21 protein-coding genes and 1 riboswitch are annotated in these 25,112 nt (G+C 68.6%); of the genes, 7 read left to right on the top strand and 14 right to left on the bottom strand.

The annotated features are described in order from the left end of the window. Positions 1-8: 8 nt before the first annotated feature. The gene (locus BLW00_RS13970) at positions 9-1,811 is read right to left on the bottom strand and encodes an ABC-F family ATP-binding cassette domain-containing protein (protein ID WP_092555186.1); all 1,803 of its coding nucleotides are present in this window, start codon (positions 1,809-1,811) and stop codon (positions 9-11) included. Positions 1,812-1,915: 104 nt separating this feature from the next. Between BLW00_RS13970 and BLW00_RS13965 the strand changes: the two genes are divergently transcribed. Then, complete coding sequence (locus BLW00_RS13965; RefSeq protein ID WP_092555184.1) at positions 1,916-2,797, top strand: spermidine synthase; 882 nt, start codon at positions 1,916-1,918, stop codon at positions 2,795-2,797. Between the two features lie 184 nt (positions 2,798-2,981). On the opposite strand, the gene BLW00_RS13960 is transcribed toward BLW00_RS13965, so the two are convergent. From BLW00_RS13960 to rsmI, 10 genes are all read right to left on the bottom strand, one after another. Beyond that, complete coding sequence (locus BLW00_RS13960; protein WP_092555182.1) at positions 2,982-3,473, bottom strand: YdeI/OmpD-associated family protein; 492 nt, start codon at positions 3,471-3,473, stop codon at positions 2,982-2,984. A 29-nt stretch (positions 3,474-3,502) separates the two neighbouring features. Next, positions 3,503-4,132, bottom strand: a complete 630-nt coding sequence (locus BLW00_RS13955) for a Pr6Pr family membrane protein (protein ID WP_092555180.1) — start codon at positions 4,130-4,132, stop codon at positions 3,503-3,505. Between the two features lie 56 nt (positions 4,133-4,188). Further along, positions 4,189-5,124 (bottom strand): 4-(cytidine 5'-diphospho)-2-C-methyl-D-erythritol kinase, encoded by a 936-nt coding sequence (locus tag BLW00_RS13950; RefSeq protein ID WP_092555178.1) that lies wholly within the window; start codon positions 5,122-5,124, stop codon positions 4,189-4,191. Between the two features lie 35 nt (positions 5,125-5,159). Further along, a complete protein-coding gene (locus tag BLW00_RS13945; protein ID WP_175494282.1) occupies positions 5,160-5,981 on the bottom strand; it encodes an alpha/beta fold hydrolase in 822 nt (273 codons plus the stop codon). A gap of 90 nt (positions 5,982-6,071) precedes the next feature. Next, entirely contained in the window at positions 6,072-7,376 is a 1,305-nt protein-coding gene (locus BLW00_RS13940) for a cell wall-binding repeat-containing protein (protein ID WP_092555174.1), read from the bottom strand. A 74-nt stretch (positions 7,377-7,450) separates the two neighbouring features. Further along, on the bottom strand, positions 7,451-8,335 hold the full coding sequence (gene rsmA, locus BLW00_RS13935) for a 16S rRNA (adenine(1518)-N(6)/adenine(1519)-N(6))-dimethyltransferase RsmA (protein ID WP_175494281.1): 885 nt from the start codon (positions 8,333-8,335) through the stop codon (positions 7,451-7,453). After that, positions 8,332-9,258: a TatD family hydrolase gene (locus tag BLW00_RS13930; protein ID WP_245741592.1), complete on the bottom strand. Its 927-nt coding sequence runs from the start codon at positions 9,256-9,258 to the stop codon at positions 8,332-8,334. The genes rsmA and BLW00_RS13930 overlap by 4 nt, the downstream gene beginning before the upstream one ends. Beyond that, on the bottom strand, positions 9,255-10,823 hold the full coding sequence (metG, locus tag BLW00_RS13925) for a methionine--tRNA ligase (RefSeq protein WP_092555170.1): 1,569 nt from the start codon (positions 10,821-10,823) through the stop codon (positions 9,255-9,257). Before metG ends, BLW00_RS13930 begins: the two co-directional genes overlap by 4 nt. Positions 10,824-10,892: 69 nt before the next feature. Further along, positions 10,893-11,816: an NADP-dependent oxidoreductase gene (locus BLW00_RS13920; RefSeq protein ID WP_092555168.1), complete on the bottom strand. Its 924-nt coding sequence runs from the start codon at positions 11,814-11,816 to the stop codon at positions 10,893-10,895. Positions 11,817-11,903: 87 nt separating this feature from the next. Then, complete coding sequence (gene rsmI / locus BLW00_RS13915) at positions 11,904-12,728, bottom strand: 16S rRNA (cytidine(1402)-2'-O)-methyltransferase (protein WP_092555166.1); 825 nt, start codon at positions 12,726-12,728, stop codon at positions 11,904-11,906. Between the two features lie 65 nt (positions 12,729-12,793). Between rsmI and BLW00_RS13910 the strand changes: the two genes are divergently transcribed. The 3 genes from BLW00_RS13910 to BLW00_RS13900 all read left to right on the top strand — a co-directional run bounded on the left by BLW00_RS13910 (position 12,794) and on the right by BLW00_RS13900 (position 17,029). Further along, positions 12,794-14,461 (top strand): dolichyl-phosphate-mannose--protein mannosyltransferase, encoded by a 1,668-nt coding sequence (locus BLW00_RS13910; RefSeq protein ID WP_245741591.1) that lies wholly within the window; start codon positions 12,794-12,796, stop codon positions 14,459-14,461. Then, positions 14,452-15,543 (top strand): YeiH family protein, encoded by a 1,092-nt coding sequence (locus BLW00_RS13905; protein ID WP_407650971.1) that lies wholly within the window; start codon positions 14,452-14,454, stop codon positions 15,541-15,543. The genes BLW00_RS13910 and BLW00_RS13905 overlap by 10 nt, the downstream gene beginning before the upstream one ends. A gap of 151 nt (positions 15,544-15,694) precedes the next feature. Then, positions 15,695-17,029, top strand: a complete 1,335-nt coding sequence (locus tag BLW00_RS13900; protein WP_092555164.1) for a Vgb family protein — start codon at positions 15,695-15,697, stop codon at positions 17,027-17,029. A gap of 29 nt (positions 17,030-17,058) precedes the next feature. Here the strand turns inward: BLW00_RS13900 and BLW00_RS13895 are convergent, their stop codons facing one another. Beyond that, the gene (locus tag BLW00_RS13895) at positions 17,059-17,373 is read right to left on the bottom strand and encodes a DMT family transporter (RefSeq protein WP_092555162.1); all 315 of its coding nucleotides are present in this window, start codon (positions 17,371-17,373) and stop codon (positions 17,059-17,061) included. Between the two features lie 15 nt (positions 17,374-17,388). Continuing rightward, positions 17,389-17,451, bottom strand: a riboswitch (guanidine-III (ykkC-III) riboswitch). Between the two features lie 146 nt (positions 17,452-17,597). On the opposite strand from BLW00_RS13895, the gene BLW00_RS13890 reads away from it, so the two are divergent. The 3 genes from BLW00_RS13890 to BLW00_RS13880 all read left to right on the top strand — a co-directional run bounded on the left by BLW00_RS13890 (position 17,598) and on the right by BLW00_RS13880 (position 23,223). After that, positions 17,598-18,887: an O-acetylhomoserine aminocarboxypropyltransferase/cysteine synthase family protein gene (locus BLW00_RS13890; RefSeq protein ID WP_092555160.1), complete on the top strand. Its 1,290-nt coding sequence runs from the start codon at positions 17,598-17,600 to the stop codon at positions 18,885-18,887. Positions 18,888-18,903: 16 nt separating this feature from the next. Beyond that, the gene (locus BLW00_RS13885) at positions 18,904-19,476 is read left to right on the top strand and encodes a CoA-binding protein (RefSeq protein WP_092555158.1); all 573 of its coding nucleotides are present in this window, start codon (positions 18,904-18,906) and stop codon (positions 19,474-19,476) included. A gap of 300 nt (positions 19,477-19,776) precedes the next feature. Beyond that, on the top strand, positions 19,777-23,223 hold the full coding sequence (locus BLW00_RS13880; RefSeq protein ID WP_175494280.1) for an AfsR/SARP family transcriptional regulator: 3,447 nt from the start codon (positions 19,777-19,779) through the stop codon (positions 23,221-23,223). Between the two features lie 6 nt (positions 23,224-23,229). Here BLW00_RS13880 and BLW00_RS13875 read toward each other — a convergent pair whose 3' ends face one another. Then, positions 23,230-24,045 (bottom strand): ABC transporter permease, encoded by an 816-nt coding sequence (locus tag BLW00_RS13875; protein WP_092555154.1) that lies wholly within the window; start codon positions 24,043-24,045, stop codon positions 23,230-23,232. Further along, positions 24,042-25,067, bottom strand: a complete 1,026-nt coding sequence (locus tag BLW00_RS13870; protein WP_092555152.1) for an ATP-binding cassette domain-containing protein — start codon at positions 25,065-25,067, stop codon at positions 24,042-24,044. Before BLW00_RS13870 ends, BLW00_RS13875 begins: the two co-directional genes overlap by 4 nt. Positions 25,068-25,112 lie beyond the last annotated feature (45 nt).

Here is a 25,112-nt window from a genome sequence, read left to right as displayed (position 1 = left end):
CACCGACCTCAGCCGAGGAGTTCGGAGAGCTCCAGCCAGCGGGTCTCGAACTCCGCGATCTGGCGCTCGAGCGGCGCGACCTCGGCCGTGAGCACCCCGAGGCCCTGGTAGTCGGACTGGTCGTGCTCGGCGATGCGCACGTGCAGCGCATCGATCTGCTCGGTGTACTTCGCGATCTTCCGCTCGAGCGACGCCAGCTCCTTCTGCGCGTTGCGGAGCTCGGCGCCGTTCAAGGCGGGCTTCGCGGCCTCGGCGTCACGGGCATCCGTCGCCTTCTGATCCGACGCGGCGGTAGCAGCGGATGCTGCCCCCGACTTGCGGAGCGCCAGATACTGTTCGAGGCCCCCCGGCAGGTGGCGGAACTTGTGGTCGAGCACCGCGTACTGCTGGTCGGTGACGCGCTCGATCAGATACCGGTCGTGCGACACCACGAGCAGCGTGCCCGGGAAGGAGTCGAGCAGGTCTTCGAGGGCCGCGAGCATGTCGGTGTCGAGGTCGTTGGTGGGCTCGTCGAGGATGAGCACGTTCGGCTCGTCGAGGAGGATGAGCAGCAGCTGCAAGCGGCGCTTCTGACCGCCGGACAGGTCTTTCACGGGGGTGGAGAGCTGTGCGCTGGTGAAGCCGAGACGCTCGAGCAGCTGGCCGGGCGTGAGCTCCTTGCCACCCGCGATGTAGGAGGTGCGCTGGCGCCCGATCACCTCGCTGACCCGGTCGTTCCAGACGTCTTCGAGTTCGGAGAGCTGCTGGGTGAGGCTCGCGATCTTCACGGTCTTTCCGTGCTTCACGCGCCCGGTCGTGGGCTGCACCGTGCCGGTGACGAGACCGAGGAGCGTGCTCTTGCCGGCCCCGTTCACGCCCAGGATGCCGGTGCGCTCGCCGGGAGCGATGCGCCACTCGACATCCTTCAGCACGAGCTTGTCGTCGAAGGAGACCGAGACGTCGAGCAGGTCGACGACGTCTTTTCCGAGGCGGGCCGTGGCCATCTGCGTGAGCGAGACGGTGTCGCGGGGCGGCGGCTCGTCGGCGATGAGCTCGGCGGCCGCGTCCATCCGGAACTTCGGCTTCGTCGAGCGTGCCGGGGCCCCGCGGCGGAGCCAGGCGAGCTCCTTGCGCATGAGGTTCTGGCGCTTGGACTCGGTGGCGGCCGACATCCGGTCGCGCTCGACACGCTGCAGGATGTAAGCCGCGTAACCGCCCTCGAAGGGCTCGACGATGCGGTCGTGCACCTCCCACGTGGCGGTCGAGACCTCGTCGAGGAACCACCGGTCGTGGGTCACGACCGCGAGGCCGCCGCTGCCGGCCGACCAGCGCCGCTTGAGGTGCTCGGCGAGCCAGGCGATTCCTTCGACGTCGAGGTGGTTGGTGGGTTCATCGAGGAAGATGACGTCCCAGTCGCCCACCAGCAGGGCAGCGAGCGCGACACGGCGGCGCTGTCCCCCGGAAAGGGTGCCGACGACGGCGTGCCAGTCGAAGTCGGAGAGGAGTCCACCGATGACGTCGCGGATCTTCGCGTCACCCGCCCAGACGTGCTCGTCGATGTCGCCCACCACGGCCTGAGCGACGGTGAGCGCCGAGTCGACGGTGTCGGCCTGGTCGAGCATGCCGAGCGTGACGCCTCGGCGCCGGGTGACGCGGCCTCCGTCGGGTTCGATGCGCCCGGCGAGGAGTTTCAGCAGGGTCGACTTGCCGTCGCCGTTGCGCCCGACGATGCCGACGCGGTCACCTTCGTTCAGGCCCAGCGTGACGGAGTCGAAGATGACTCGGGTCGGGTATTCGAGATGGAGCGCCTCAGCGCCCAGGAGATGAGCCACCCGTCGAGGTTACCCGCTCCGCTCGGGAGCGGCCTGCGGGTGCGGTCAGCCCCCTGCCCGAGACCCGGCTGCTCGGCCCGCCGGCCCGCGCCTAGACTATGCGGATGCACGCCGACCGCCGCGCCTTCACGCTCGACCTGGCGCACCACCGGGCCGAACTGGTGCTCTATTACCGCAAGAGCCAGAGCTACGAGCTGATCGTCGGGGGCATCCCGCAATCGCGCGTCTCGCTGGCCTACCCCGAGCTGCTCGACTACCCCTACGTGCGGCATATCGCGCGGATGCTCGACGCTGCCGCTCCCACGGGCACACCGCTCCTCGTCGTGCATCTCGGCGCCGGCGCGCTCACGCTGCCGCGCTACGTCGCGGCCACGCGGCCAGGCTCGCCCCAGATCGTGGTGGAGTACGAGCGAACCCTGGGCGAGGCCGTGCTCGAGGCACTGCCCCTGCCGCCCGGCGCCGACGTGACGATGCTCTGGGGCGACGCGCGCGAACTCGCCGCCACGACGACGCCCGAGACCGGCTGGCGTGACGTCCCGTTCACGATCGTCGACCTCTGGGATGCGGCGCGCGTCTCCGCGCACGTCTCCAGTGCCGAGTTCTACACGCTCGTGTCGGCCCGGATGTCGCCCGGCGGCGTGATGGCCGTGAACCTGCTCGACGGCGGCACCTTCGACTACGCCCGGGGGCAGGCTGCGACCCTCGCGACACTCTTCGAGCACGTCGCGGTCGTGCTCGACACCGAGCCGTTCGGGCATCCGCCGGTCGACAACGTGGTCGTGTTCGCAAGCGACACCCCGATCGCCGTCGCGGAGCATCCGGAGCTCCTCGACGACAACGACAACGACGAAGACGACCCGGCCGGCCCCCGCCCCACCGTGCTGAGCGGTGCCCGACTCGACCTCTGGATCGGCGACGCGCCTCCGGCGACGGATGCCACAGCCGTCGATTCCCCCGACCCGTACGACCCGCGCTTCCCGGCCTGACCTGACTCGACCCGGAAGCGGGCCGGCCCGGTGATCGGAGGCCGGCCCGCCGCCACGTGCTACGGTCGCGGCTTGGGGGGAAGCGTGCCCATCGGGTCGCCTTTCTCGGATCGGATCTCTGACCCGGCAACCGTAACCCGCCCACCCGGCCTTGCCGGTTGAGTAGTTTCTACCTCACGCCCGACTACTTGAGGCGCGCGCCGGTCGCGAGCATCTCCGTCATCTTCTCGATGCGGGAGGCACGCGTCTCGGGTCGCTTCGCGCCCTCGATCCACTGCTGGTATTCGCGCTGGTGGCTGTAGCTGAGGGCGTCGAATGCGGCCGACCGACCCGACTCCTCGAGAGCCGCCCGCGCATCCGGAGCCAGCTCGATCGTGCGCGGCGCGGTGTCGAGCGCCACCGTGACGTGCACCGTGTCGCCGGGCTGCTTGCCGATCGTCTCGCGGATCTCGCGGAGCATCCCGAGCAGGTGGGTGTCTCCACCGCCCATCTTCATGAGCGACCCGCGATAGGGCTCGCCGTCGAAGGTCGCCACGACGGGCACGCGTCCTTTCACGCCGAAGAGCTCGGGCACACTGTGGGGGAAAGCCACCCACGCGGTGGAGTTCACGACCTCCGTGTTGCGCAGGATCACGGCATCGAACTCGAGGGGCCCGGGATCTCGGTAATCGACCATGGCACCGATGGTAGCGCCGGAGCGCGACCTCAGCTGCGGAGGATGCGGGTGCGGCTGAGGCCGATCACCGCACAGGCCATCAGCCCGATGAAGCCGGCGATGGCGACCACGTAGACGATGACCGCGCCGTATCCGCCCGGCTGTGCGGGGTTGAGGAACGGATACGGGTACCAGCCGACGAGAGGGCCGCGGATCATCGTGTAGACCACCCAGACGATCGGGAACGCGATGATCGCCCAGATCGACGTCCATTTCAACGGCGACTTGCCCGGTGTCAGGAGCCAGACCAGAACGATGTAGATCGGCGCGATGAGATGAAGCACCTCGTTCGACCAGGCGAGCGTGCGCCCCTGTTCGAGCGTGATGGTGCGCAGCAGCAGGTTGTAGACCACTCCCGTGGTGGCCATGTAGGTCACCACGGCGGCCAACGACAGGTTGTACCAGGGGGGATCGCGACGCACGGTGAACGAGTAGTAGGCGCCGATCAACAGCGCGATCGCGGCGAGCGCGTTCGAGAGGATCGTGAAGTAGCTGAAGAAGTTCACGAGGAAGAACGGGATGTCGGGGACGACTTCGATGCTGTAGATCAACTGACCGACGATCGCAGCGATGATGATCCCGGCCGCGATGATGCGGATGACCCCGAACACTGTGCGCATGGCGTCACTCTAGCGAGCGGACGGGGCTCGGCCGCAGCGGCTCGCTAGCGGGCGCGTCAGTCGCCGACGATGCGGGCCCCGGCCACCGGACCCGTCACCCGCACGACGTGGTAGCGGGCCGCGGAGAGGGCGATCTGCAATTCGAGGGCGCTGTCGATGTCGGCAGTGAGGAAGGCGACCGTCGGGCCCGATCCGGAGACGAGTCCGGCCAGCGCACCGTTCGCTTCACCCACTTCGAGAATGGCTGCGAGCCCCGGGTTGAGGTGCAACGACGGCGCCTGCAGGTCGTTGTGCAGCGACTCGGCGAGCATGTGCGGGTCGCCGGCGCGGAGGGCCTGGAGCACGTCGGTGTCGACCACCGGCTGACCCCGGGCCGGGAAGATGTCTTGCGAGTGGCGTTCACGGTGCCGATCGAGCTCGCGGTACACCTCGGGAGTGCTCAGCCCGTGGTCGGGCAGCACGAGGATCCAGTGGAACTGCCCCTTGGCGAGTGCCGGGCTCAACTGGTCGCCCCGCCCGGTGCCGATCGCCGTGCCACCGGTGAAGGCGAAGGGCACGTCGGCCCCGAGTTCGGAGGCGAGCACGAGGAGTTCTTCGCGACCCACGTCGGTTCCCCAGAGCGCATCGCAGGCGAGGAGAGTCGCCGCGGCATCCGCCGAACCGCCGCCCATGCCGCCGGCGATGGGCACGTTCTTGTCGATCGCGAGGCTCACGCCGCCGCGAAAACCGGTCTTGCGCGCGAGCAGGCGAGCGGCCCGGATGGCGAGGTTCGAGCCATCCGTCTCCAGTCCGCTGGTGTCGATGTGACCGCCGAAACGCACCGAGAAATCACTCGCCGGGGAGGCGTAGACGTCTTCGTAGAGTGAGACCGCCTGGTAGGCCGTGGCGACGTCGTGATATCCGTCGTCCATCACCGCGCCGACCTTGAGGAACACGTTGATCTTGCCCGGGGCCCGCACATGCACGGTCTTCTCTAGGCCCCGAGTGGTCATGCATCCAACCTATCCCACGAGCCGTCCTCCCCCGTTCAGGGGGCGATCAGGGCTCGCGCTTCGGCGACCACGCGATCGGGGTCGTCGCGGTGGATCGAGTGGCCCGCTCCCTCCACGACCGCGAACGAGAAGGAGTCCGGCGACGCAGCCGACAGGCGGTCGCCCTCGGCCGCGGTGAACGAGGCACCGAGCTGCGGGTCGGCGCCGAGCACGCGTACGTGCGAACGGATGCGGGCTGCCACCGGTTCGAGGTTCCACCCCACGTTGTCCCGCACCGTGCGCTCGACCACGAACGGGCTGACGACGCGGGCGGCGGTCACCTTCTGCACGGCGTCTTCGGTGTGCCAGCGCGGATTGGCGCGCAGGAGATCGTCGGCATCGAGGTGATCGAGGTCTCCCAACAGATCGGCGATCACGGCGTCGTGCTGGTCGTCAGGCATGCTCAACACGGGATCGAGCAGCAGGAGCGCCCGTGTCCAGTCCTGGTGCGCTTGGGCGGCGACCGTCGCCACCGCACCGCCGAGGGAGTGACCCACGACGAGGTCCCACGGCCGGCCCGCTGCGCTGGTCGAGGTCGACGCCGTCACCGTCGACCTCGCCGGAGGGTCCAGGGCCAGCACGTCGGCGGCGTAGTCGGCCAGTCGATACCGGAGGGTCCGCGGCGAACCACCGTGCCCGCGCAGGTCGGGGGCCGTGACCGACCACCCGCCTGCCGCGAGCGCACTCGCGACCTGCCACCACGTTCCGCCGGCCGAGGTGAGGCCGTGCAGGAGCAAAGCCCGGGGATGCGCATCCGCTTCACCCCAGTGCAGGGTGGTGAGGCCGACGGGGAACGGGGTGGCGGCGTTCGAGGTCACCCCTCGATCCTCACACGCCCGGCCACCTATCGGTTGAAATGCCCGATCGCTTGGCGTCGCTGAGTCGAACGTTTCTAGACTGCGATCAAGTCAGGCGGCGAGATACATCCTGAGCCGCGTCAAAACGTCTGCAGAGATGGAATTTACGCCCCCGAGGACGATCAGACGAATCGGATTCAAGCGGTTGAGTTCCCTCTCCACTGCAGCCGGAATGGAGTCCTTCTTGACAAGCAGCACGGGCGCTTCGAACTTGATCGCTGCTGCAGAGCCCGACAGGGCATCCGGGAACACCTCCCCCGAGGCAACAAAGACCGTGCGAGTCCCCGTGCTAGTGAACGCCTCCGCCGAGGCGGCGGCCGAGACGTCGAAGCGATCGGCTCCCGTGATGCGCGTGGTATCGTGCTGAACCGTCTTCAGTTCGTCGATAGCGGCCTGTGAGATGGAATCCGGACCTCCAAGCACGACAATCTTGCTCGGCGCTAAGTTCATGAGTTCTGCTTTGATCGCAGCGGGGACGTTGTCCTTCGCGATAAGAAGAATACGGCCATTCATATGTGCGGCAGCCGGCGACCCCGATAGCGCGTCGGGAAAGGTAGTGCCGGACGTGATCCAGACGATCGATCCTGGCAACGCAGGCGTGTCCGCCGAGATCGCAGAAGACACCGCAAACCGATCAGCTCCCCCGATCCTACGGACGTTGTGGGAATAGGCGCCGAGGCTACCCTGAACTGCGACGCCGATGGAGTTCTCTCCGCCTATGATCACTATCTCCTTCGGCCTGAGTCGCTCGAGCTCGCTTTTGACCTGGGCGGGGATTGTGTCTTTTGCCACGAGAAGCACTGGCGCGCCACGCGAAGCCGCTGCGTATGATGCCGAGAGGGCATCGGGAAAGGCCTCGCCCGAGGCAACGTATACAACGTCGGGGTTCGGGGAAAAGAGTTCAGACACAATGGCGGCCGAGACGGCGAACCTGTCAGCGCCGTCGATCCGGTCGAGCGTAGGCTTTACCGTGATGTGGACGGTCGCCGACCCACTCATACACGGAAGCACTTGGGGTTTGATTGTCACGCAATAGCTGAACGAGTCCTCACCACTGAACCCGAAAGTCGGCGCGTATGCGAAGGAACCTCCTGACCCGACCGCCGAGGCGCCGCCATGGTTCGGACCCTTCGTTATCGCGATCGACCAAGCGGGATCGGCCCCCGGGTCGTTTGCGAGTGGCCCTCGGTCAACGGGAGAGTTGAAGAATACATTCGGTTTCGCGATGTAGCTGTCGTCGACGGCAGCGACGGCAGCTATCGCAGCGTTCGGCGCACTCAAGAACGCGGCGCATGCCAGCACGACGCCAAGTGCAGAGACGATCCGGTTGCCGAGGGTTCGGAACGAGACAGACATACGAAGCTCCAAGATTTCACGATCGAGATTATCTCATTTTCGTGCTAGTGCGAGCGGAGCGGTATGAGTACTCACTACTCCCAAGCGGTCAGCGACGCTCGCGCCACCGCCAAGAAGTCGTTCACCGTCAGCTCCTCGCCGCGTGCGGTGGGCGCGACGCCCGCGGCCGTGAGCACCTCCGACGCCCGCGCTGAATCGCCGAGCACCACCGACAGTGCCTGCCGCAGCATCTTGCGCCGCTGCTGGAACGCCGCGTCGACGATCTCGAAGGTGCGCACGCGCAGCTCCTCAGTGTCGAGCCCTGTGCCGACCCGCGAGAACCCCACGAGCACCGAATCGACGTTCGGCACCGGCCAGAACACCTGCCGGCTGACGTTCCCGGCGGTGCGCCAGTCGCCGTACCAGGCGGCCTTCACGCTCGGCGAGCCGTAGACCTTCGATCCCGGTTCGGCAGCGAGCCGGTGCCCGACCTCGGCCTGCACCATCACCACGCCCGACAGGATCGACGGGAAGTGCTCGAGCAGGTGCAGCAGCACCGGCACCGAGACGTTGTAGGGCAGGTTCGCCACAAGTCGCGACGGCGACGACGGGAGCGACAGGATGCGTAACGCGTCGTCGCGAACGACGGTGAGCGCCGCATCCGGAGCCAGCTGCGACACGGTCAACGGCAGTTGCTCGGCGAGTCGCCGGTCGATCTCGACCGCGACGACCTCCGCGCCTGCCTCGAGCAGACCGAGCGTCAGCGATCCGAGCCCGGGCCCCACCTCGAGCACCACGTCACCGGCCTCGACGCCCGCCACGCGCACGATCTTGCGCACGGTGTTCGCGTCGATCACGAAGTTCTGCCCGAGCTTCTTGGTGGGGGTGAGGTCGAGCAGGGCGGCGAGATCGCGGATCTCGGCCGGGCCGAGCAGGAAGACGGATGCGGGTTCGCCGCCCGTCGACGAGGTCGAGTTCACGAGGCCTGCACCGGGTCGTCATCCCAGCGCCCGTAGACCAGCTCGGTGTTCGAGGAGATCTGCGCGGCGAGCATCGACACGTCGGTGCCGAGGTGCGCGGCCATCGCGCGCAGGGTGTGCGGAATCAGGTAGGGCGCGTTCGGGCGGCCACGGAACGGGGTGGGAGTGAGGTACGGCGCGTCCGTCTCCACCATGATCAGCGAGCGCGGAGCCACGTCGAGGGCCTCGCGGAGCGCGCCGGCGTTCTTGAAGGTGACGTTGCCGGCGAACGACATGTACCACCCGTTCTCCGCGCAGAGGGCCGCGAACTCCGCGTCACCCGAGAAGCAGTGGAACACGGTGCGCTCGGGGGCTCCCACCCGGCGGAGCGTCTCGACCACTTCACGGTGGGCGTCCCGGTCATGGATCTGCAGCGCGATGCCGTTCTCCTTCGCGATGGCGATGTGCGCCTCGAAGGAGCGGTACTGCGCGGCGATCCCCGCCTCGGACTCGGTGCGGTAGAAGTCGAGACCGGTCTCGCCCACGGCGCGCACCCGCGGCCAGGAGGCGAGTTCGGCGATCTCGGCGAGCGCGTCGTCGAGCCCGCCCGCCTCGTCGTAGGAAGGCGCGTCGTTCGGGTGGATGGCGACGGCCGCGAGCATCCGCGGTTCCCGGGCGGCCTGCTCAGCCGACCAGCGGCTCGTCTCCAGGTCGGTACCCACCTGCACGACACCGCGCACGCCGACCGCGGAGGCTCGGTCGAGGTGCTCGTGGTAATCGATCGGATCGTCGCCGTCGGCCACCTCGAGATGCGTGTGGTTGTCGTAGACCGGCACCACGAGCGCCTCCGGCAGCGGCGGATAGGTCTGGTCGCCGCGCTCGGAGGGCTCCCGCTTGCGGAGGTACGCGGGCGGCTCTCCCTCGGCCGGCGAGAGCGACGTCACGACGCGTCGACCTCGATCCGCGGGAAGAGCGCCTCGAGGGGTTCGACGCGCGCGCCGCCCGTCCATTCCCAGGCCGAGCGGATCGGCTGGTCCTGCACAGATCCCGTTCCGGAGAGCGCCGTCCACAGTTTCGCGGCGGCCTCGGGAACGACGGGCGAGAGAAGTACCGTGAGCGTACCGAGCCCGTGCACCGCGGTGTTGAGCACGGTGGCCAGCCTGTCGGCCTGCGACGGGTCTTTCGCCAGCACCCACGGCTCTTGGAGAGTGATGTACCCGTTCAGTTCGTCGACCAGCTCCCACACGCGGGCAATCGCTTCGTGCACGGCCAGCCGCTCGATCGCTTCGTCGGCGGCCTTGGTCGCCCGGCGCTCGGTGGCTCGGATGGCACGATCCGCATCCGTCAGCGCCGACTCCACAGCCGCGGGCACGGTGCCGCCGTGGTAGCGCGTCACCATCGCGATCACGCGCGACGCGAGGTTGCCGAAGCCGTTGGCGAGCTCGGCCTGGTAGCGGGCCGAGAGGTCTTCCCAGCTGAACGAGCCGTCCTGTCCGAAGTTGATGGCGCGCATGAAGTAGTAGCGGAACGCGTCCGAGCCGAAGGTGTCGGTGATCTGCTCAGGCGCGATGCCGGTGAGCTTCGACTTCGACATCTTCTCACCGCCCACCAGCAGCCAGCCGTGACCGTAGACCTGCTTCGGCACCTCGAGCCCCGCGGCCATCAGCATGGCCGGCCAGATGACGGCGTGGAAGCGCGCGATGTCCTTGCCGACGATGTGGGTGGCCGGCCAGAGCCGGTCGAACTTCTCCTGGTCGTAGCCGTAGCCGGCCGCGGTGGCGTAGTTGAGCAGCGCGTCGAACCAGACGTAGACGACGTGCGTCTCGTCCCATGGCACCTTGATGCCCCAGTCGAAGGTCTGCCGCGAAATGGAGAGGTCGGTCAGGCCGCGCTTGACGAACTGCACGATCTCGTTGCGCACGCTCTCGGGCTGCACGAAATCAGGGCGCGACTCGTAGAGGTCGAGCAGCGGCTGGGTGAAGTCGCTCATCCTGAAGAAGTAGTTGCGCTCCTTGAGCAGTTCGACGGGCTTCGAGTGGATCTTGCAGACCAGCTGACCCTCGTACTGCCCGGTGCCGTCTTCGAGGTCGGAGAGCTGCTTGTACTCCTCGCAGCCCACGCAGTAGTAGCCCTCGTACTCGCCGGTATAGATGAATCCGGCGTCATAGAGGCGCTGCAGGAAGAGCTGCACGTTGACCTCGTGCCGCTCGTCGGTGGTGCGGATGAAGTCGTCGTTCGAGATGTCGATCGTGTTGAGCAACGGCTGCCACGACTCGGCCACGAGCTTGTCGGCCCACTCCTTGGGGCTCATGCCGTTGGCCGTCGCGGTGCGCAAGATCTTCTGGCCGTGCTCGTCGGTGCCGGTGAGGAACCAGGTGTCATCGCCCGCCTGCCGGTGCCAGCGCGCGAGCACGTCGGCGGCCACCTCGGTGTAGGCGTGCCCGATGTGCGGCACGTCGTTCACATAGAAGATCGGCGTGGTGATGTAGAACGAAGAGCCGTCGGACATGCTGACCATCCTAAAGGCCGCGAACGGCCGGGGTGTTCGTGTGACAAGTGGAGGAAGGGATGGGCGAAGTCACTCCATCCGCAGCACGATCTTGCCGCGCACGTGCTGCTTCTCGAGGTGGCCGTAGGCCTCGGCGACGCGCTCGAACGGATAGATGGTGTCGATCGGGATGCGCAGCTCGCCTTCCACGATGAGGGCCGCCAGCTCGCTCAACGTCTGCGCTCCGCCGCCGGCCGCGTTGCCCTCGGACTTCACGCCGTACTGCTTCGCCGCGGCGAAGTCGGCGATGGTGTCGATGCGGTCCGGGCTGACGCCGAGCTCGATGGCGAGCGCGACGTTCCCGCTGCCGTGGGTGTCGATGAAGGCGTCGACGCCTTCGGGAACGGCGGCGCGGATGCGCTCGGCCACCCCGTCGCCGTAGCTCACCGGAATGATCTCGAGGCTGCGCAAGAAGTCGTGTTCTTCTTCCCGGGCCGTGCCGACGACCGTGGCGCCCGCGTGACGCGCGAGCTGAGCAGCGAAGATCCCCACGCCCCCGGAGGCCCCCGCCACCACCACGACGTCGCCCAGGTCAGCGCCCACGGCACGAACCGCCGCGAAGGCGCTGGTGCCGGCGACGTAGAGTGTCGCGGCCTCTTCCCAGGTGACGGTGGCCGGCTTCGGCACGACGTTCGCGGCCGCCACCACCACCTCGGTCGCCTGAGACGAGCGGTCGTCGCTGAACCCGATGACCTCTTGGCCCAGGCCGATGCCCTGCACGCCGGCGCCGCGCGCCGTCACCCGGCCGGCGAAGTCGCTGCCCTGGCCGGAGGGGAAGGTGGCGGGGAACACCGCATCGAAGAGTCCGCGACGGATCGCCGCCTCACCCGGGTTGATGGAGGCGGCCACCACTTCCACGCGCACCTCGCCCGGCCCGGGTTCCGGCCGTGCCACCTCGACCACGCGCAGCACCTCGGTGCTGCCGTAGCGATCGAATCGAACCGCTCTCGTCATCGGGTCCTCCTCCTGCCGCCCACCAGCTGCAACGCCGTCGCACGCCACCGTATGCCCGCTCGGTCTCTGCGGCGAGCGCACCGGGGATCAGGACGGGCGGCGGGCCGCGAGGGCGCCCTCGTAGAGATCGCGCTTGCCGAGGCCGGTGGCCTCGGCGATGCTCGCGGCGGCATCCTTCAGGCGGTAGCCGTCGGAGACGAGCTCGAGCACCTGCGCGATTCCCGAGGGGAGGTCGGCGACCAGGGCCTCGGCGCCCGCCACGACGATGCAGATCTCACCTTTCACTCCCCCGGCCGCCCATTCGGCGAGTTCTGCCGCCGTGCCGCGTCGCGCCTCCTCGAACATCTTCGTCAGTTCGCGCACCACCACCACCCGCCGCTCAGCGCCCAGCACCGTCGCGAGGTCGGTCAGCGCGTCGGCCAGCCGGTTCGGCGACTCGAAGAACACCATCGTGCGCGGCTCGCGCTCGAGCATCCGGAAGGTCTGCAACCGCTCGCCCTGTTTGCGCGGCAAGAAGCCCTCGAAGGTGAAGCGGTCGGTCGGCAGCCCCGACAGCGCGAGCGCGGTCACCACGGCCGACGGGCCTGGGATCACGGTCACGTCGACACCGGCCTCCACCGCCGCGACCACCAGCTGGTATCCCGGGTCGGACACCGTCGGCATGCCCGCATCAGAGAGCAGCACCAGATCCGTCTCGCGTGCCAGCTCCACGAGAGACGCGGACTTCTCCCGCTCGTTGTGCTCGTGCAGAGGGATGAGTCGGGGCCGGTTCTCGATGCCGAGTCCGCGCAGGAGTTTGGCCGTCACCCGGGTGTCTTCGGCCGCCACCACAGTGGCCTCGGAGAGCAGTTCGATCAGCCGCAGCGACGCATCCTTGAGGTTCCCGATGGGCGTCGCCGCGAGAATGAGCATGCCCACAGTCTCGCACTGCCGCCGCGCAGCCGATCGCGACCAGACGCACCCGTTAGCATGGCCCGGTGAGCACAGAGGTGACGACCCCGCCCGAGCCGGGGCGCGTGCCCGGCGGAGCCGACGAGATCTCTGCCCAGGAGTACGCTCCCGTCGCCGAGCCGGTCGGGTCGCGCCTCGACGACTGGTGGCTCCGCGCGATGGGCACGCCCGCCCGTCAGCGGCTCTGGCGGTGGGGCGGTCCGATCGCCGTCACGCTCCTGGCCGCCGTCCTGCGCTTGGTGAACCTCGCGCATCCGCACGCCATCGTCTTCGACGAGACCTTCTACGTGAAGGATGCCTGGACCACCTGGAACCTCGGCTACGAGGCCTCCTGGCCGGCGAACCCCGACCAGCAGTTCGCGGCGGGTGACACGAACATCTTCCGCACCGATCCGTCGTTCGCCGTGCATCCCCCGCTCGGCAAGTGGATCATCGCCCTGGGGCTCGCGGTGTTCGGCGCCGACAGCTCCTTCGGGTGGCGCATCTCCGTGGCGGTCTGCGGCATCCTGCTGGTGCTGCTCACCACCCTCATCGCCACGAAGCTGTTCAAGTCGACCTTGCTCGGCACCATCGCCGGCTTCCTGCTGGCCATCGACGGGCACGCCATCGTGATGAGTCGCGTCGGCATCCTCGACGGAATCGTCGCACTGTTCTGCCTACTCGGTTTCGGGGCCGTGCTGATGGACCGCCACTGGCACGAAAGCCGGCTCGCGGCCGCGGTCGCGGCGCGGAGCGGCCCGCCCGATGCCGACGGCCGGCGTTCCGTTCCCAGCTGGGGGCCGGTCATCTGGTGGCGGCCGTGGCTTCTCGCCGCCGCGCTCGCTTTCGGCTTCGGCTCGGGGGTGAAGTGGTCGGCCTTCTACTTCCTGGCCGCATTCGGCGTCTACCTCATCGTGGTCGACGCGCTGGCCCGGCGGCGGCTCGGCATCCCGTTCTGGTTCAGCTCGGCCGTGCTGAAGCAGGGGCCGGCGACCTTCCTGCTGCTCGTTCCGGTGGCCGCCGTGTCGTACTTCATCACCTGGATCGGCTGGTTCGCGACATCCGGCGGCATGTACCGCACGTGGGCGCAGACCTCGAACGGGGAGTGGACGGGTGCGCTCTCCTGGGTGCCGCTGTCGCTGCAGAACTTCTGGCACCTCGAGGCGGCGGTGTACAACTACCACGTCAACGAGCACTCGCCACATCCCTACCAGGCGAATCCGTTCAGCTGGCTCTTCCTGGTGCGGCCGACCCAGATGTACGTGCAATCGGTCGACCCGAGTCAGTGCGGCGGGCAGACCTGCTACGAGAACATCACCTCGATCGCGAACCCGATCATCTGGTGGTGCGCGACGGCCGCCCTCTTCTACCTGGTCTACCGCCTGGTGCGTAAGCGGGAGTGGCAGGTGGGCCTCGTGCTCATGGGCATGGTGGCCGGCTACCTGCCGTGGCTGCTCTACGTGAACCGCACGATCTTCCAGTTCTACACGATCGCGTTCGAGCCCTACATGATCCTCGGGTTGACGTTCGTGATCGGGTTGGCACTCGGGTCACGTGGAGATCCGCGGTGGATGCGCACGCGCAATCTCACCGTGGTCGGCGTGTTCCTGGGGTTGTGCGTGGTGGTGTCGGCGTTCTTCTACCCGGTCTGGGTCGGGATGCCCGTGCCGGCCTGGTTCCTGAGCCTGCACTACTGGCTGCCGACGTGGCGGTGACCGGCCCCGGCGGCACTGCTGCCGAGCCCGTCCGCCGGCGCGCACCGTGGCTTACCGGCCTCGCGGTCGCCGCGGCGGCGACCGTCGTGGCGTTCGGCATCCACCTCGCGATCCCCGCAGTGCCGATGCTCACCGCAGCGGTGGGACTCGGCATGATCGCCGGCCAGATCCCGGCGGCGCAGCGCGTGCTCGACGGCGTGCTGAAACCCGGGCTCGGCATCGCGGCGCGGCGGCTGCTGCGCATCGGCATCGTGCTGCTCGGGCTGAAGCTCAGCCTGGTCGACATCGCCGGCCTCGGCTGGGAGGCGATCGTCGTGATCGTGCTGATCGTGTCGATCACCTTCGGCGCCACCCTTCTCTTCGGCAAGCTGCTGCGCCTGCCCGGAACCCAGCCCATCCTGATCGCGGCCGGTTTCTCCGTCTGTGGCGCCTCCGCGGTCGGCGCGATGAGCGCGGTGACCCGGTCGAAGGATGAGGACACGGCCACCCCGATCGCGCTGGTGACCCTCTGCGGAACCCTGGCGATCTTCGTGCTGCCCGTGCTGCGCATCCCGCTCGGCCTGTCGGCGGAGGACTTCGGCGTCTGGGTCGGACTGAGCGTGCACGACGTCGGGCAGGTGGTGGCCACGGCGCAGATCGCCGGGCCCGTGGCACTCGCGTCGGCCGTCGTGGTGAAGCTGACGCGCGTCTTGACCCTCGCGCCGATGATCGCGATCGTCGGGCTCGTCGAACGGCGAGCGGATGCGCGCAACGCGGCCCTCGGCGCCGGTCACCCCGATTACGTCGAGCGTCCGGCGGCGAAGCGGCCGCCGATCGTGCCGCTGTTCATCGCCGGCTTCATCGCGGCGGTCCTGGTGCGCACATTCGTGCTGCCGTTGCTCGGCGACGCTGCGACGAGTGGTGTCCTCACTGCCGCCGACATCGGCCAGACGGTCCTGCTGGCGATGGCCCTGTTCGCGCTCGGATCGAACATCCGGTTCAGGGCGCTCGCCCGCACGGGATGGCGAGCGCTCATCGTCGGTCTCGCGTCGTGGGTGTTGATCGCGGCGCTGTCGCTGTTCGGGGTGTGGATTCTCGCCTGATCCATTGTGAGTTTTGCTCGGAATATGGGAAGATGAGGTATATTCGCCACTTTCCGAATGGGGTTCCATGCGACTTTCACGACTTGCCGTCCTTCCACTTGCCGCAGCGTTGGCCGTAGGAGGTGTCGCTGCAGCCGCCACGGGAGCTCCAGTGGTCACCAATGTGCTGGCGACTCTGCCGACCGGTTCGCTCACGACGACTCTGGTGGTCGACGGCGCCGCGAACGTGTACACGTTGAACGCCACCACCCGCACGATCTCCAAGGTGGGATCCGACGGCACGCTCACCGCCGCGTGGGCGACGTTGCCGCTGCCCCTCGCAACGAGCAAGATCGTCTCCACGACAGACGGCACGCTCTACACGGCCAACGCGGGCAACAGCACGATCTCCCGGGTGATGCCCGACGGAACGGTGAATCTCACCTACGCGTCACTGCCCGGGCTGTCCAGTCCATTCGGCCTGGTGATGGCAGACAACGGAACGCTGTACACAGCGAATGCGGGCACCAGCTCGATTTCCGCTATCGACTCGTCAGGCGCGGTCACGCCCTTCGCAACTCTCGCATCCGGATCGAAGCCGTTCGACGTGGTGGTCAGCAAGGCCGGCGATCTCTACACGCTCAATCAGAACGGCACGGTCTCGAAGGTGACGGCGAGTGGAACCGTCACAGCGGTGTTCGCGACGCTCGCCCCCGCCGTCACGCCCGTCAACGTGATGGTCAGCTCGACGGGGCATGTGTTCGCGCTCGAGTCGGGCATCAACCAGATCGAGGAGTTCGACGCCACCGGCACCCTCGTGCGCGCCATTGCGCTCCCGGGTCTGGCCGGGCGGATCGCGATCGACGGCCACGACAATCTCTTCGTGACCCTGCGTCCGACCAAGTCGATCGGGCTCGTGCCGCCCGGAGGCGCTCTCGTCCCCTCCATCGCGACGCTGACCCCTGGCGCTGACTACGGGCCATTGGCCGTCACATCGACCGACACCGTTTATGCCGTAGGACTCAGCAACCCGATCGTGTCAAAGATCTCCTTGGCAGCGTCGATCACGTCCGCTCCCGTGAACGGGAACGCTGCGGCGGGTGGCGCGTTCAGCGCTACCGTCAAAGCGACCGGCTACGAGCCGCTCACCTTCTCCCTCACGGGCGCGGTGCCTCCGGGAGTGTCGATCGATCGGGCGACCGGCGTCATCAGCGGGCCTGCGAACACCGCGGGCACGTATCGTTTCGGCGTGGTGGCGACCAACATGTTCGGGTCTTCGAGCGCGCAAGAGGCGACTCTGACGGTGACGGCGGTCACGACGCCGACCCCCACCGCCATCCCGACTCCTGGCTCGGGGTCCGGTTCAGCCGCGGGCGGGCGCGGTGGCAGCGCTTCCGGCTCGCTCGCGAGCACCGGCGCCGAGGTCATGCTCCCAGGCGCCCTGGCACTCGTGCTCACCGCTGCCGGTGTCGCCGGTCTTGTGACGGAACGTCGCCGCCGAGCCTGACGCTCCAAGCCGTCGCGTGGTGGGCCTCCTCAGTGCAAGAGCTTGAGGCCCACCACGCAGGCCACGATGCCGAGCACGAGCAGCACCTTGACGACCGAGACGGCCTCGCCGCCGAACGCCATGCCGTAGCCGACCGTGAGCGCCGCACCGATGCCCACCCAGACCGCGTATCCGGTGCCGACCGGAATGCTCCGCAATGCGAAGGCGAGCCCGGCCATGCTGGCGAGCAGCCCGCCCGCGAAGATCACGCTCGGCCAGAGTTTCGTGAAACCCTCCGACTTGCCGAGAGCAGTTGCCCAGACGGCCTCGAGAACACCAGATGCGATCAGCACGATCCATGACATGACAGTCCACTCCTCGTGGTCAGTCTTGTCGCTCTCCGGGTACTGCGCCCTCGTCCGGAAGCCGCTCGGCGGCCTTGCTTCCACTCTCGCACGGCGCCCTGATCACCCCCTGGGCACACCCGGTGACGCCTACCTCTCCTCCACAATCGGGGAGGCATGAGAACGTATTACGGCCCGAGTCAGGAGCGCAGTAACCTGCCATCGGGGGCTAGTACGGTGAATGCATGGCAGATCGCGAATACGGCTTCCGCACCCGGGCAATCCACGCGGGCAACATCCCCGACGCAGTGACCGGTGCACGCGCCCTGCCCATCTACCAGTCGAGCGCCTTCGTGTTCGACGACACGGCGGATGCCGCAGCCCGCTTCGCTCTGCAGAAGTACGGCAACATCTACAGCCGCCTCGCGAACCCCACAGTCGCCTCCTTCGAAGAACGCATCGCGAGCCTTGAAGGCGGTCTCGGCGCAGTGGCCACCGGCAGCGGTCTGTCCGCCCAGTTCATCACCTTCGCCTCGCTCGCGGGAGCCGGCGACCACATCGTCGCGAGCGCGAACCTCTACGGCGGGTCGATCACGCAACTCGACGTCACGCTCCGCCGCTTCGGTGTCGAGACCACCTTCGTGAACTCCTCCGACCCGGCCGACTACGCCGCCGCGATCACCGACCGCACCAAGCTCGTCTTCGCCGAGACCATCGCGAACCCGTCGGGCGAGATCGCCGACATCGAAGGTCTCGCGGCGGTCGCACACGCCGCCGGTGTTCCCCTCATCATCGACTCCACCATCGCCACGCCCTACCTCAACCGGCCGATCGAATGGGGCGCCGATGTGGTCATCCACTCGGCCACGAAGTTCCTCGGCGGGCACGGCACGACGCTTGGCGGAGTGGTGGTCGAATCGGGTCGGTTCGAGTGGCACAGCGACCGATTCCCGGCCTTCGGCCAGCCGGTGCCGAGCTATGGCGGGTTGCAGTGGTCAGGCAACTTCGGCGAATACGCCTTCCTCACGCGACTCCGGGCGGAGCAGCTGCGCGACATCGGCCCGGTGCTCGCACCGCACTCGGCGTTCCTGCTCGCGCAGGGCGTCGAGACGTTGCCGTTCCGGATGCAGGCCCACGTCGACAACGCGAAGATCGTCGCAGAATGGCTGGATGCCGATCCGCGCGTGGAGTACGTGAACTGGGCCGGCCTTCCGGCGCATCCGCACCACGAGCGTGCTGCCAAGTATCTGCCGCTCGGCGCCGGTTCCGTCTTCAGCTTCGGTGTGAAGGGCGGGCGGGATGCAGGCCGCACGTTCATCGAGTCCGTCGACCTCGCGAGCCACCTGGCCAACATCGGCGACGCGAAGACCCTGGTCATCCACCCGGCATCCACCACCCATGCGCAGCTCACCGAGCAGCAGCTCATCGACGGCGGGGTGCTGCCCGGGCTCGTGCGCATCAGCGTCGGAATCGAAGATCCCGACGACATCATCTACGATCTCGACCAGGCGCTCGCAACGGCGACCGCCGCCTGACCGGCGCGGAGGAACCATGTCCACCACCGAACTCGTCGCAACCCAGCTGACCAACGGCCTCACCTGCGAGCTGCCCGCCGACTCGCCGCTGGCGAAGCTGCTCAAATCGCAGCGCACCTGGGTGGGTCCGTCGGCGAAGGAACGACTGCGCATCCTGCGCAACGCGAAGTCGGTCGCGATCGTCGGAGCCTCGCCCAACCCGGCCCGATCGAGCTATTTCGTGGGCACCTACCTGCAGCAGTCGAGCGACTTCCGTGTCTACTTCGTGAACCCGAATGCCGACGAGATCCTCGGCCAGAAGGCCTACCCCGACCTGGCTTCGCTGCCGGAGGTGCCCGACATCGTCGACGTGTTCCGCCGCGCCAGCGACATCCCCGCGGTGATCGACGACGTCGTCGCCATCGGTGCGCCCACGGTGTGGGTGCAGCTCGGCATCTGGAACCAGGAGGCGGCCGAATACGGTGAGTCGAAGGGCCTGACGGTCGTGATGGACCGCTGCATCAAGATCGAGCACGCCCGCTTCCATGGCGGTCTGCACCTGCTCGGGTTCGACACGGGGCAGATCTCGGCGCGCAAGACGATCCGGTAGCTGCGTCAGCTGTCCCGGAGGCGCCGTGCTTTGCGCGGGTGCGTTGGTCGCCGAGGGCGCCGTGCTTCGCGCGGCGTCCTCGGGCGTCGCCGGTCCTTGCCCGGCGCCGCGCGACATGTTCGCGTGCGGTCGCTGGCGCGGCCGCGCGCTCACCCTGGGTCGTCGACAACGGCCTGTTGCGTTGCATTCTCGGTCCCACCTGGTCGAGCGGGAGGGATATTTCGGCGGGGCAGACGGGAGAGGGCGGGAGTCGTGGCGCTCGGGGGTCGGGCGGGGAGCGCAGGAACTAGGCTTGCCGGGGTGAGTGAGCGTTCTGCTGCCGAAGGGTTGGCACCCGTGCGGGTGGCGGTACTCGGCGCGGTCGCGGTGCGAACGGCATCCGGGGCGTTCGTCGAACCCGCCGGCCATCGCGCCAAGGCCCTGCTCGCCGCGCTCGCCCTCGCTGCGCCGCATCCGGTCTCCGCGGATCGACTCATCGACGACGTCTGGCAGCACGAGCCGCCCCGCGGATCACGGGCAGCTCTGCAGACGCAGATCTCACGCATCCGGGCGGCGCTCGGCGACGACCTGATCGAATCGCTCCCCTCCGGCTACCGGCTCGCCGCCACCGCCGACGAGCTCGACCTCACCCTCGCCGAGAACCTCCTCCTCGCCGCGCGGTCGCACGTCGGCGAGCACCGCCCGGCAGAAGCCGCGGCCGTGGCGCGCTCGGCCATCTCGCTCTGGCGCGGAGATCCCGGTGCCGACCTCGACACCGACGAACTCTCTTCAGCACTCGCCGAGCGGTCGGGTCACGTTCTCGACGGGCTGGAGAGCGTGCTCGCCACCGCCGCTCTCGCGGTCGGGCAGGCCCTCGACGCCGAAGAGCTGGCCCGGCGCCTCTGCCAGCGATCACCCTATGACGACAATGCGCACCTCCTGCTGATGCGCGCCCTCGACGCCCAAGGCCGCTCCACCGAGGCGGTCGGCGTCTACGCCACCTTCCGCGAGCGGGTTCAGGACGCCTTCGGCACCAGCCCCGCGCTCGAGCTGCAGGCGCTCAACCTCGATCTGCTGGCGCGCGACGGCGCGAGTCCGAGGCATCCGGTCAACGCCACCGCCACCGCCGAACATCCCGTGCCTGACATCACGGAGCCAGACACGGTTGCTGCGGCATCCGCCGCGCCGACGAGCGGGGAGGCACCGAACGAGACTCCGGCTGCATCCGCAGCGCGACGACCGGTCGACGAGCCCTCCTCCCCCGCAGCGCCCCGCCGTGCGGCGGTCGCCCGGGGGATCCGTGCGGCCCCGAACGCCTTGATCGGCCGGGACGACGCGCTGCGGGAGATCGAGGGGCTGCTCGCCACTTCGCGCGTCACCACCGTTCTCGGACCGGGCGGCCTGGGCAAGACACGGGTGGTGCACGAGATCGCGTCCCGGGCATTGACGAGGTATGACGCCGTGATCGTGGTCGAGCTCGCGAGCGTGCGCAACGCCGACGACGTGGTGTTCGCGATCGCCTCTGCTCTCGGCATCCGTGAGGTCGCTTCGAGCAAACGGATCGGCGATCGGATGGTGCGCGACGACCTCCGCGGCCGCATCGTCGCGCGGCTGGGCGACGCGCCGACCCTGCTCGTGCTCGACAACTGCGAGCACGTGATCGATGCCGCAGCCGAGTGGAGCGCCTCCCTCACCGCCGAACTGGGTGGCCTCACCGTCCTCACCACCAGCCGAACGCCGCTCGCCATCTCGGCCGAGCGGGTCTTCGCTCTCGCTCCGCTCGGCCGGGCGACTGCCGGCGGCGGATCGCCAAGCCCGGAGGATGCCGCGGTGCGCCTGTTCGTCGACCGCGCCACCGCCGCCCGCCCCGACGCGTCGCTCCCCCTCGACACCGTGGCGCGTTTGTGCGACCGGCTCGACGGCCTGCCGCTGGCCATCGAACTCGCGGCTGCGCGCATCCGCTCCATGTCGATCGACGAGATCGAGCGTCGCCTCTCGAACCGATTCGCCCTGCTGGCCGGCGGCGATCGTTCCGCGCCCGAGCGGCACCGCACGCTGCTGGCGGTGATCGAGTGGAGCTGGAACCTCCTGGACACGGCCGAGCAGCGGGCGCTCTCACGCCTCTCCGAGTTCGCCGACGGCTTCGGCGCAGAGGCCGCCGAGGCCGTGGTCGGCTGCGCCGTCGACGACGTGCCCGACCTCCTCGACGGCCTGGTGGCCCAGTCGCTCGTAATGATGCGCGAGACCGACTCGGGCGTGCGCTATCGGATGCTCGAGACCGTGCGGGAGTTCGGCCAGCTGCAGCTCGACCGCGCCGGCACCCGCGACGAGGTGCGCGATGCCGTCTTCGACTGGGCCGACCGGTTCGCGCGGCACCTGCACCCCCGCACCGACGGCGTCGAACAGGTCGCCACGTTCACAGCCATCGCCGTGGAGGAAGACAACCTCGTCGACGTGCTGCGCCGGGCCATCGACGCCGAGCGGGCCGACATCGTGGTCTCGGTGTTCGCGCTGCTCGGCTACTACTGGTCGCTGCGGAGCGCGCACAGCGAGGTGTTCGCCTTCGGCAAGCCGGTTTTCGAGAGCATCCGGGACTACGAACCCGGTCCCGAGAGCGTCGACCTGATCGTGGCCGTGCTCGTCATCATCTCGATGACGACGATCCTCACCGACATGCGCTTCGCGGTGCGCCCGAGGTCGCGGCTGCGGAAGATCGTCTCGAGCCGCGACGTCTCCGGTTCGCGATTGGGCGCCATGGCCGCCCTGGTGCTGAACGCGGGCCACGAGAGCCGCACGATCGAACAGGTCGAGGCCGCCATAGCCTCCGACGACCAGGGCACCGCCATGCTGGGCTCGATCATCGGGAGCGTCGCCGCCGAGAACGAAGGCCGTCGTGACGACGCCGTGGCCCTCGCTCGTGGCGCGGCGCGGATCGCAGACAGCCTCGGCGACACCTGGGGCGGCGCCATGGCCGGTCAGATGCTCGGAGCACTGCACAGCCAGAGCGCCGAACCCGAGGAGGCTCTGCGTTGGGCCCGGAAGGCGCGGATCGGGCTGGCGAAGCTCGGCGCCACCGAAGACATCCGGCAGATCGAGTGGACCATCGCCACCAACGACATCGCCGTGGGCGCCTACGACGAAGCCCTCGAGCTCTTCGAGCGGCTGATCGAGTCGCCGGGTCAGGCCGACGGGATCGACGTCGCGTCGATCGGGCTAGCGGGCCGCGCCGAGGTGCTCCGCGCCCGCGGCCGCCTCGAGGAGGCGCGCGAGCAGCACCTGCAGGCTCTGGCGTCCTTCGACCCTCCGCGGACCCGCTCGTCGCCGTGGTTCCGCATCATGCTGTCGTCGGTGCTCTCGGCGCTCGTCATCGACGGCACGGGCACCCTGGAAGAACGCCGGCTCCTGGCACGGCGGCTGCGCTCACGCGCGCTCGCGAGCTTGCGCTCGCCGATTCCCTACGTCGACCGCCCGGTGCTCGGGGCATCCGTCATCGGACTGGCGGTCTGGGTGGAGGACACGGCCGCGGTCGATCCACGGATCGGCCTCGACCTGCTCGCCTTCGCCGAGGTGATGGGTGCCCGGCAGGACCCGCCGGCCCTGCACCTACGACCACTGTTCGAGCGGTTCACCCGCCGGTTCGGCGCCGACGAGGTCACCGCCGCCCGCACCGCCGCCGCCGCGGTGCCGAACGAGGAACGGCCCGAGCGCGTCGCAGCGTTGCTGCGCGCACCCGGGCCGTGGTCGTGGGGCTGGGTAGCGACCGCCTAGAAGCGCCTAGGCCTTCTTCATGTAGGCCCGCACGGTGAGCGGCGCGAAGATCGCGACGATCACGGCCGCGCCGAGCAGCGACAGCCATGCATCCACCGTCCACATGCCCGTGTTCGCGAGGTCGCGCACCGCCGTCACGAGGTGTGACACCGGGTTGATGTTCACGAACCACTGCAGGAACGGCGGCATCGTGTCGGGGTTGACGAACGCGTTCGACAGGAACGTCAGCGGGAACAGCACGAGGAAAGAGATGCCCTGCACGCTCGACGCGCTGCGGGCGATGACACCGAAGAACGCGAAGATCCAGCTGATCGCCCACGAGCTCACGATGACGAGCAGCCCCGCCAGGATGACGTTGCCGATGCCGCCCTCGGGCCGGTAGCCGAGCACGAAACCCATCACGAAGGTGAGTGTGGTGGCGATGGCATACCGCACGGTGTCGGCGAGGAGGGCGCCCGCGAGGGGCGCGATCCGCGCGATCGGCAACGACTTGAAGCGGTCGAACACGCCCTTGTCCATGTCTTCGCGCAATTGCACGCCGGTGACGACGGATGTCGTGATGACGGTCTGCACGAGGATGCCCGGGATGAGCGTGGGCAGGTAGTCCGCCACACTTCCCGCGATCGCTCCACCGAAGATGTACGAGAACATCAGGGTGAAGATGATCGGCTGCAGTGTGACGTCGATCAGCTGCTCCGGCGTGCGGCGGATCTTGAGCAGCCCACGCCAGGCCATGCTGAACGAGTTCTGCACGGTCTGGCCGAAGCTGACGTGGTTCTTGAGGGTGCGGGAGACCCCCGGTGTGATGGTGAGCGAACTCATCGCGCATCCTCCAATTCGCGTTCGGGGTTGCCGGCCTCGGCCTCGGCTGCGGCCGCGTCGGCCTCCTCTTCCTCCGTGGCCGAGTGGCCGGTGAGGGCGAGGAAGACCTCGTCGAGAGTGGGCTGCTGCACCGACAGTTCGGCGACGGCGATCCCCTCCTGGCGGAGGCGGAGCAGCAGGTCGGTGACGGTGTCGGGGTCGCTCATCGGCGCCGTGATGCGGCCGGCCTCGGGCGAGAGCACCGATTCCACGCCGAGCACGTCGAGGATCGCGAGCCGCGCCCGCTCGAGGTTCGCGGCATCCGCGAGCTTGAGCAGCAGCGACGACGACCCGACGGAGCCTTTGAGCTCGTCGGCGGTGCCCTCGGCCACCACGATGCCGCGGTCGATCACCGCGATGCGGTCGGCCAGCTGGTCGGCCTCGTCGAGGTACTGCGTGGTGAGCAGCACCGTCGATCCGGTCGCGACGAGCCGGCGGATGGTGTCCCACATCTGAGCGCGCGTGCGCGGGTCGAGACCCGTGGTCGGCTCGTCGAGGAAGATCAGCGGCGGCTGCGAGATGAGGCTCGCCGCCAGGTCGAGGCGACGGCGCATGCCGCCCGAGAAGTTCTTCAGCGGCCGCTTGGCCGCCTCGCTCAGCCCGAACTCCTCGAGCAGCTCGGCCGACTTGCGGCGCGAGTCGGCCCGGCTCAGGCCGTTCAGGCGGGAGAAGAGCACGAGGTTCTCGGTGGCGCTGAGCGTCTCGTCGACGCTGGCGTACTGTCCGGTGACGCCGATCAGCTGCCTCACGATCTGCGGTTCGCGACGGATGTCGTGACCGAAGATCGTGGCGTCGCCGCCGTCGGGCTTGAGCAATGTGGCGAGCATGCGGATCGTCGTCGTCTTGCCGGCGCCGTTCGGGCCGAGCACGCCGTACACCGTTCCGGTGCGCACGCTCAGGTCGACGCCGTCGACCGCCCGGTTGTCGCCGAACACCTTGACGAGGCCGTGGGCCTCGACCGCCCATTCGCGTGATTTCGGCATTCGATCTCCTTTCGATCGTTGTCGTGGGGTGAAGTTCTCTTCGAG

Origin of the sequence: Herbiconiux ginsengi (genome assembly GCF_900107435.1) — a bacterium.
GTDB classification, from domain to species: Bacteria; Actinomycetota; Actinomycetes; order Actinomycetales; family Microbacteriaceae; genus Herbiconiux; species Herbiconiux ginsengi.
The sequence above is the reverse complement of the archived record's forward strand: the minus strand, read 5'-3'. Positions and strand labels throughout refer to the sequence as shown.

Excerpts from the sequence above, each read along its gene's own strand:
- BLW00_RS13940 (WP_092555174.1), bottom strand. The coding sequence starts at position 7,376 with ATGTCTGTCTCGTTCCGAACCCTCGGCAACCGGATCGTCTCTGCACTT.
- BLW00_RS13895 (WP_092555162.1), bottom strand. The coding sequence starts at position 17,373 with ATGTCATGGATCGTGCTGATCGCATCTGGTGTTCTCGAGGCCGTCTGG.
- BLW00_RS13950 (WP_092555178.1), bottom strand. The coding sequence starts at position 5,124 with ATGACCACTCGGGGCCTAGAGAAGACCGTGCATGTGCGGGCCCCGGGC.
- BLW00_RS13960 (WP_092555182.1), bottom strand. The coding sequence starts at position 3,473 with ATGGTCGATTACCGAGATCCCGGGCCCCTCGAGTTCGATGCCGTGATC.
- BLW00_RS13920 (WP_092555168.1), bottom strand. The coding sequence starts at position 11,816 with ATGACGAGAGCGGTTCGATTCGATCGCTACGGCAGCACCGAGGTGCTG.
- BLW00_RS13890 (WP_092555160.1), top strand. The coding sequence starts at position 17,598 with ATGGCAGATCGCGAATACGGCTTCCGCACCCGGGCAATCCACGCGGGC.
- BLW00_RS13885 (WP_092555158.1), top strand. The coding sequence starts at position 18,904 with ATGTCCACCACCGAACTCGTCGCAACCCAGCTGACCAACGGCCTCACC.
- BLW00_RS13955 (WP_092555180.1), bottom strand. The coding sequence starts at position 4,132 with ATGCGCACAGTGTTCGGGGTCATCCGCATCATCGCGGCCGGGATCATC.
- BLW00_RS13870 (WP_092555152.1), bottom strand. The coding sequence starts at position 25,067 with ATGCCGAAATCACGCGAATGGGCGGTCGAGGCCCACGGCCTCGTCAAG.
- rsmI (WP_092555166.1), bottom strand. The coding sequence starts at position 12,728 with ATGCTCATTCTCGCGGCGACGCCCATCGGGAACCTCAAGGATGCGTCG.
- metG (WP_092555170.1), bottom strand. The coding sequence starts at position 10,823 with ATGTCCGACGGCTCTTCGTTCTACATCACCACGCCGATCTTCTATGTG.
- BLW00_RS13875 (WP_092555154.1), bottom strand. The coding sequence starts at position 24,045 with ATGAGTTCGCTCACCATCACACCGGGGGTCTCCCGCACCCTCAAGAAC.
- BLW00_RS13965 (WP_092555184.1), top strand. The coding sequence starts at position 1,916 with ATGCACGCCGACCGCCGCGCCTTCACGCTCGACCTGGCGCACCACCGG.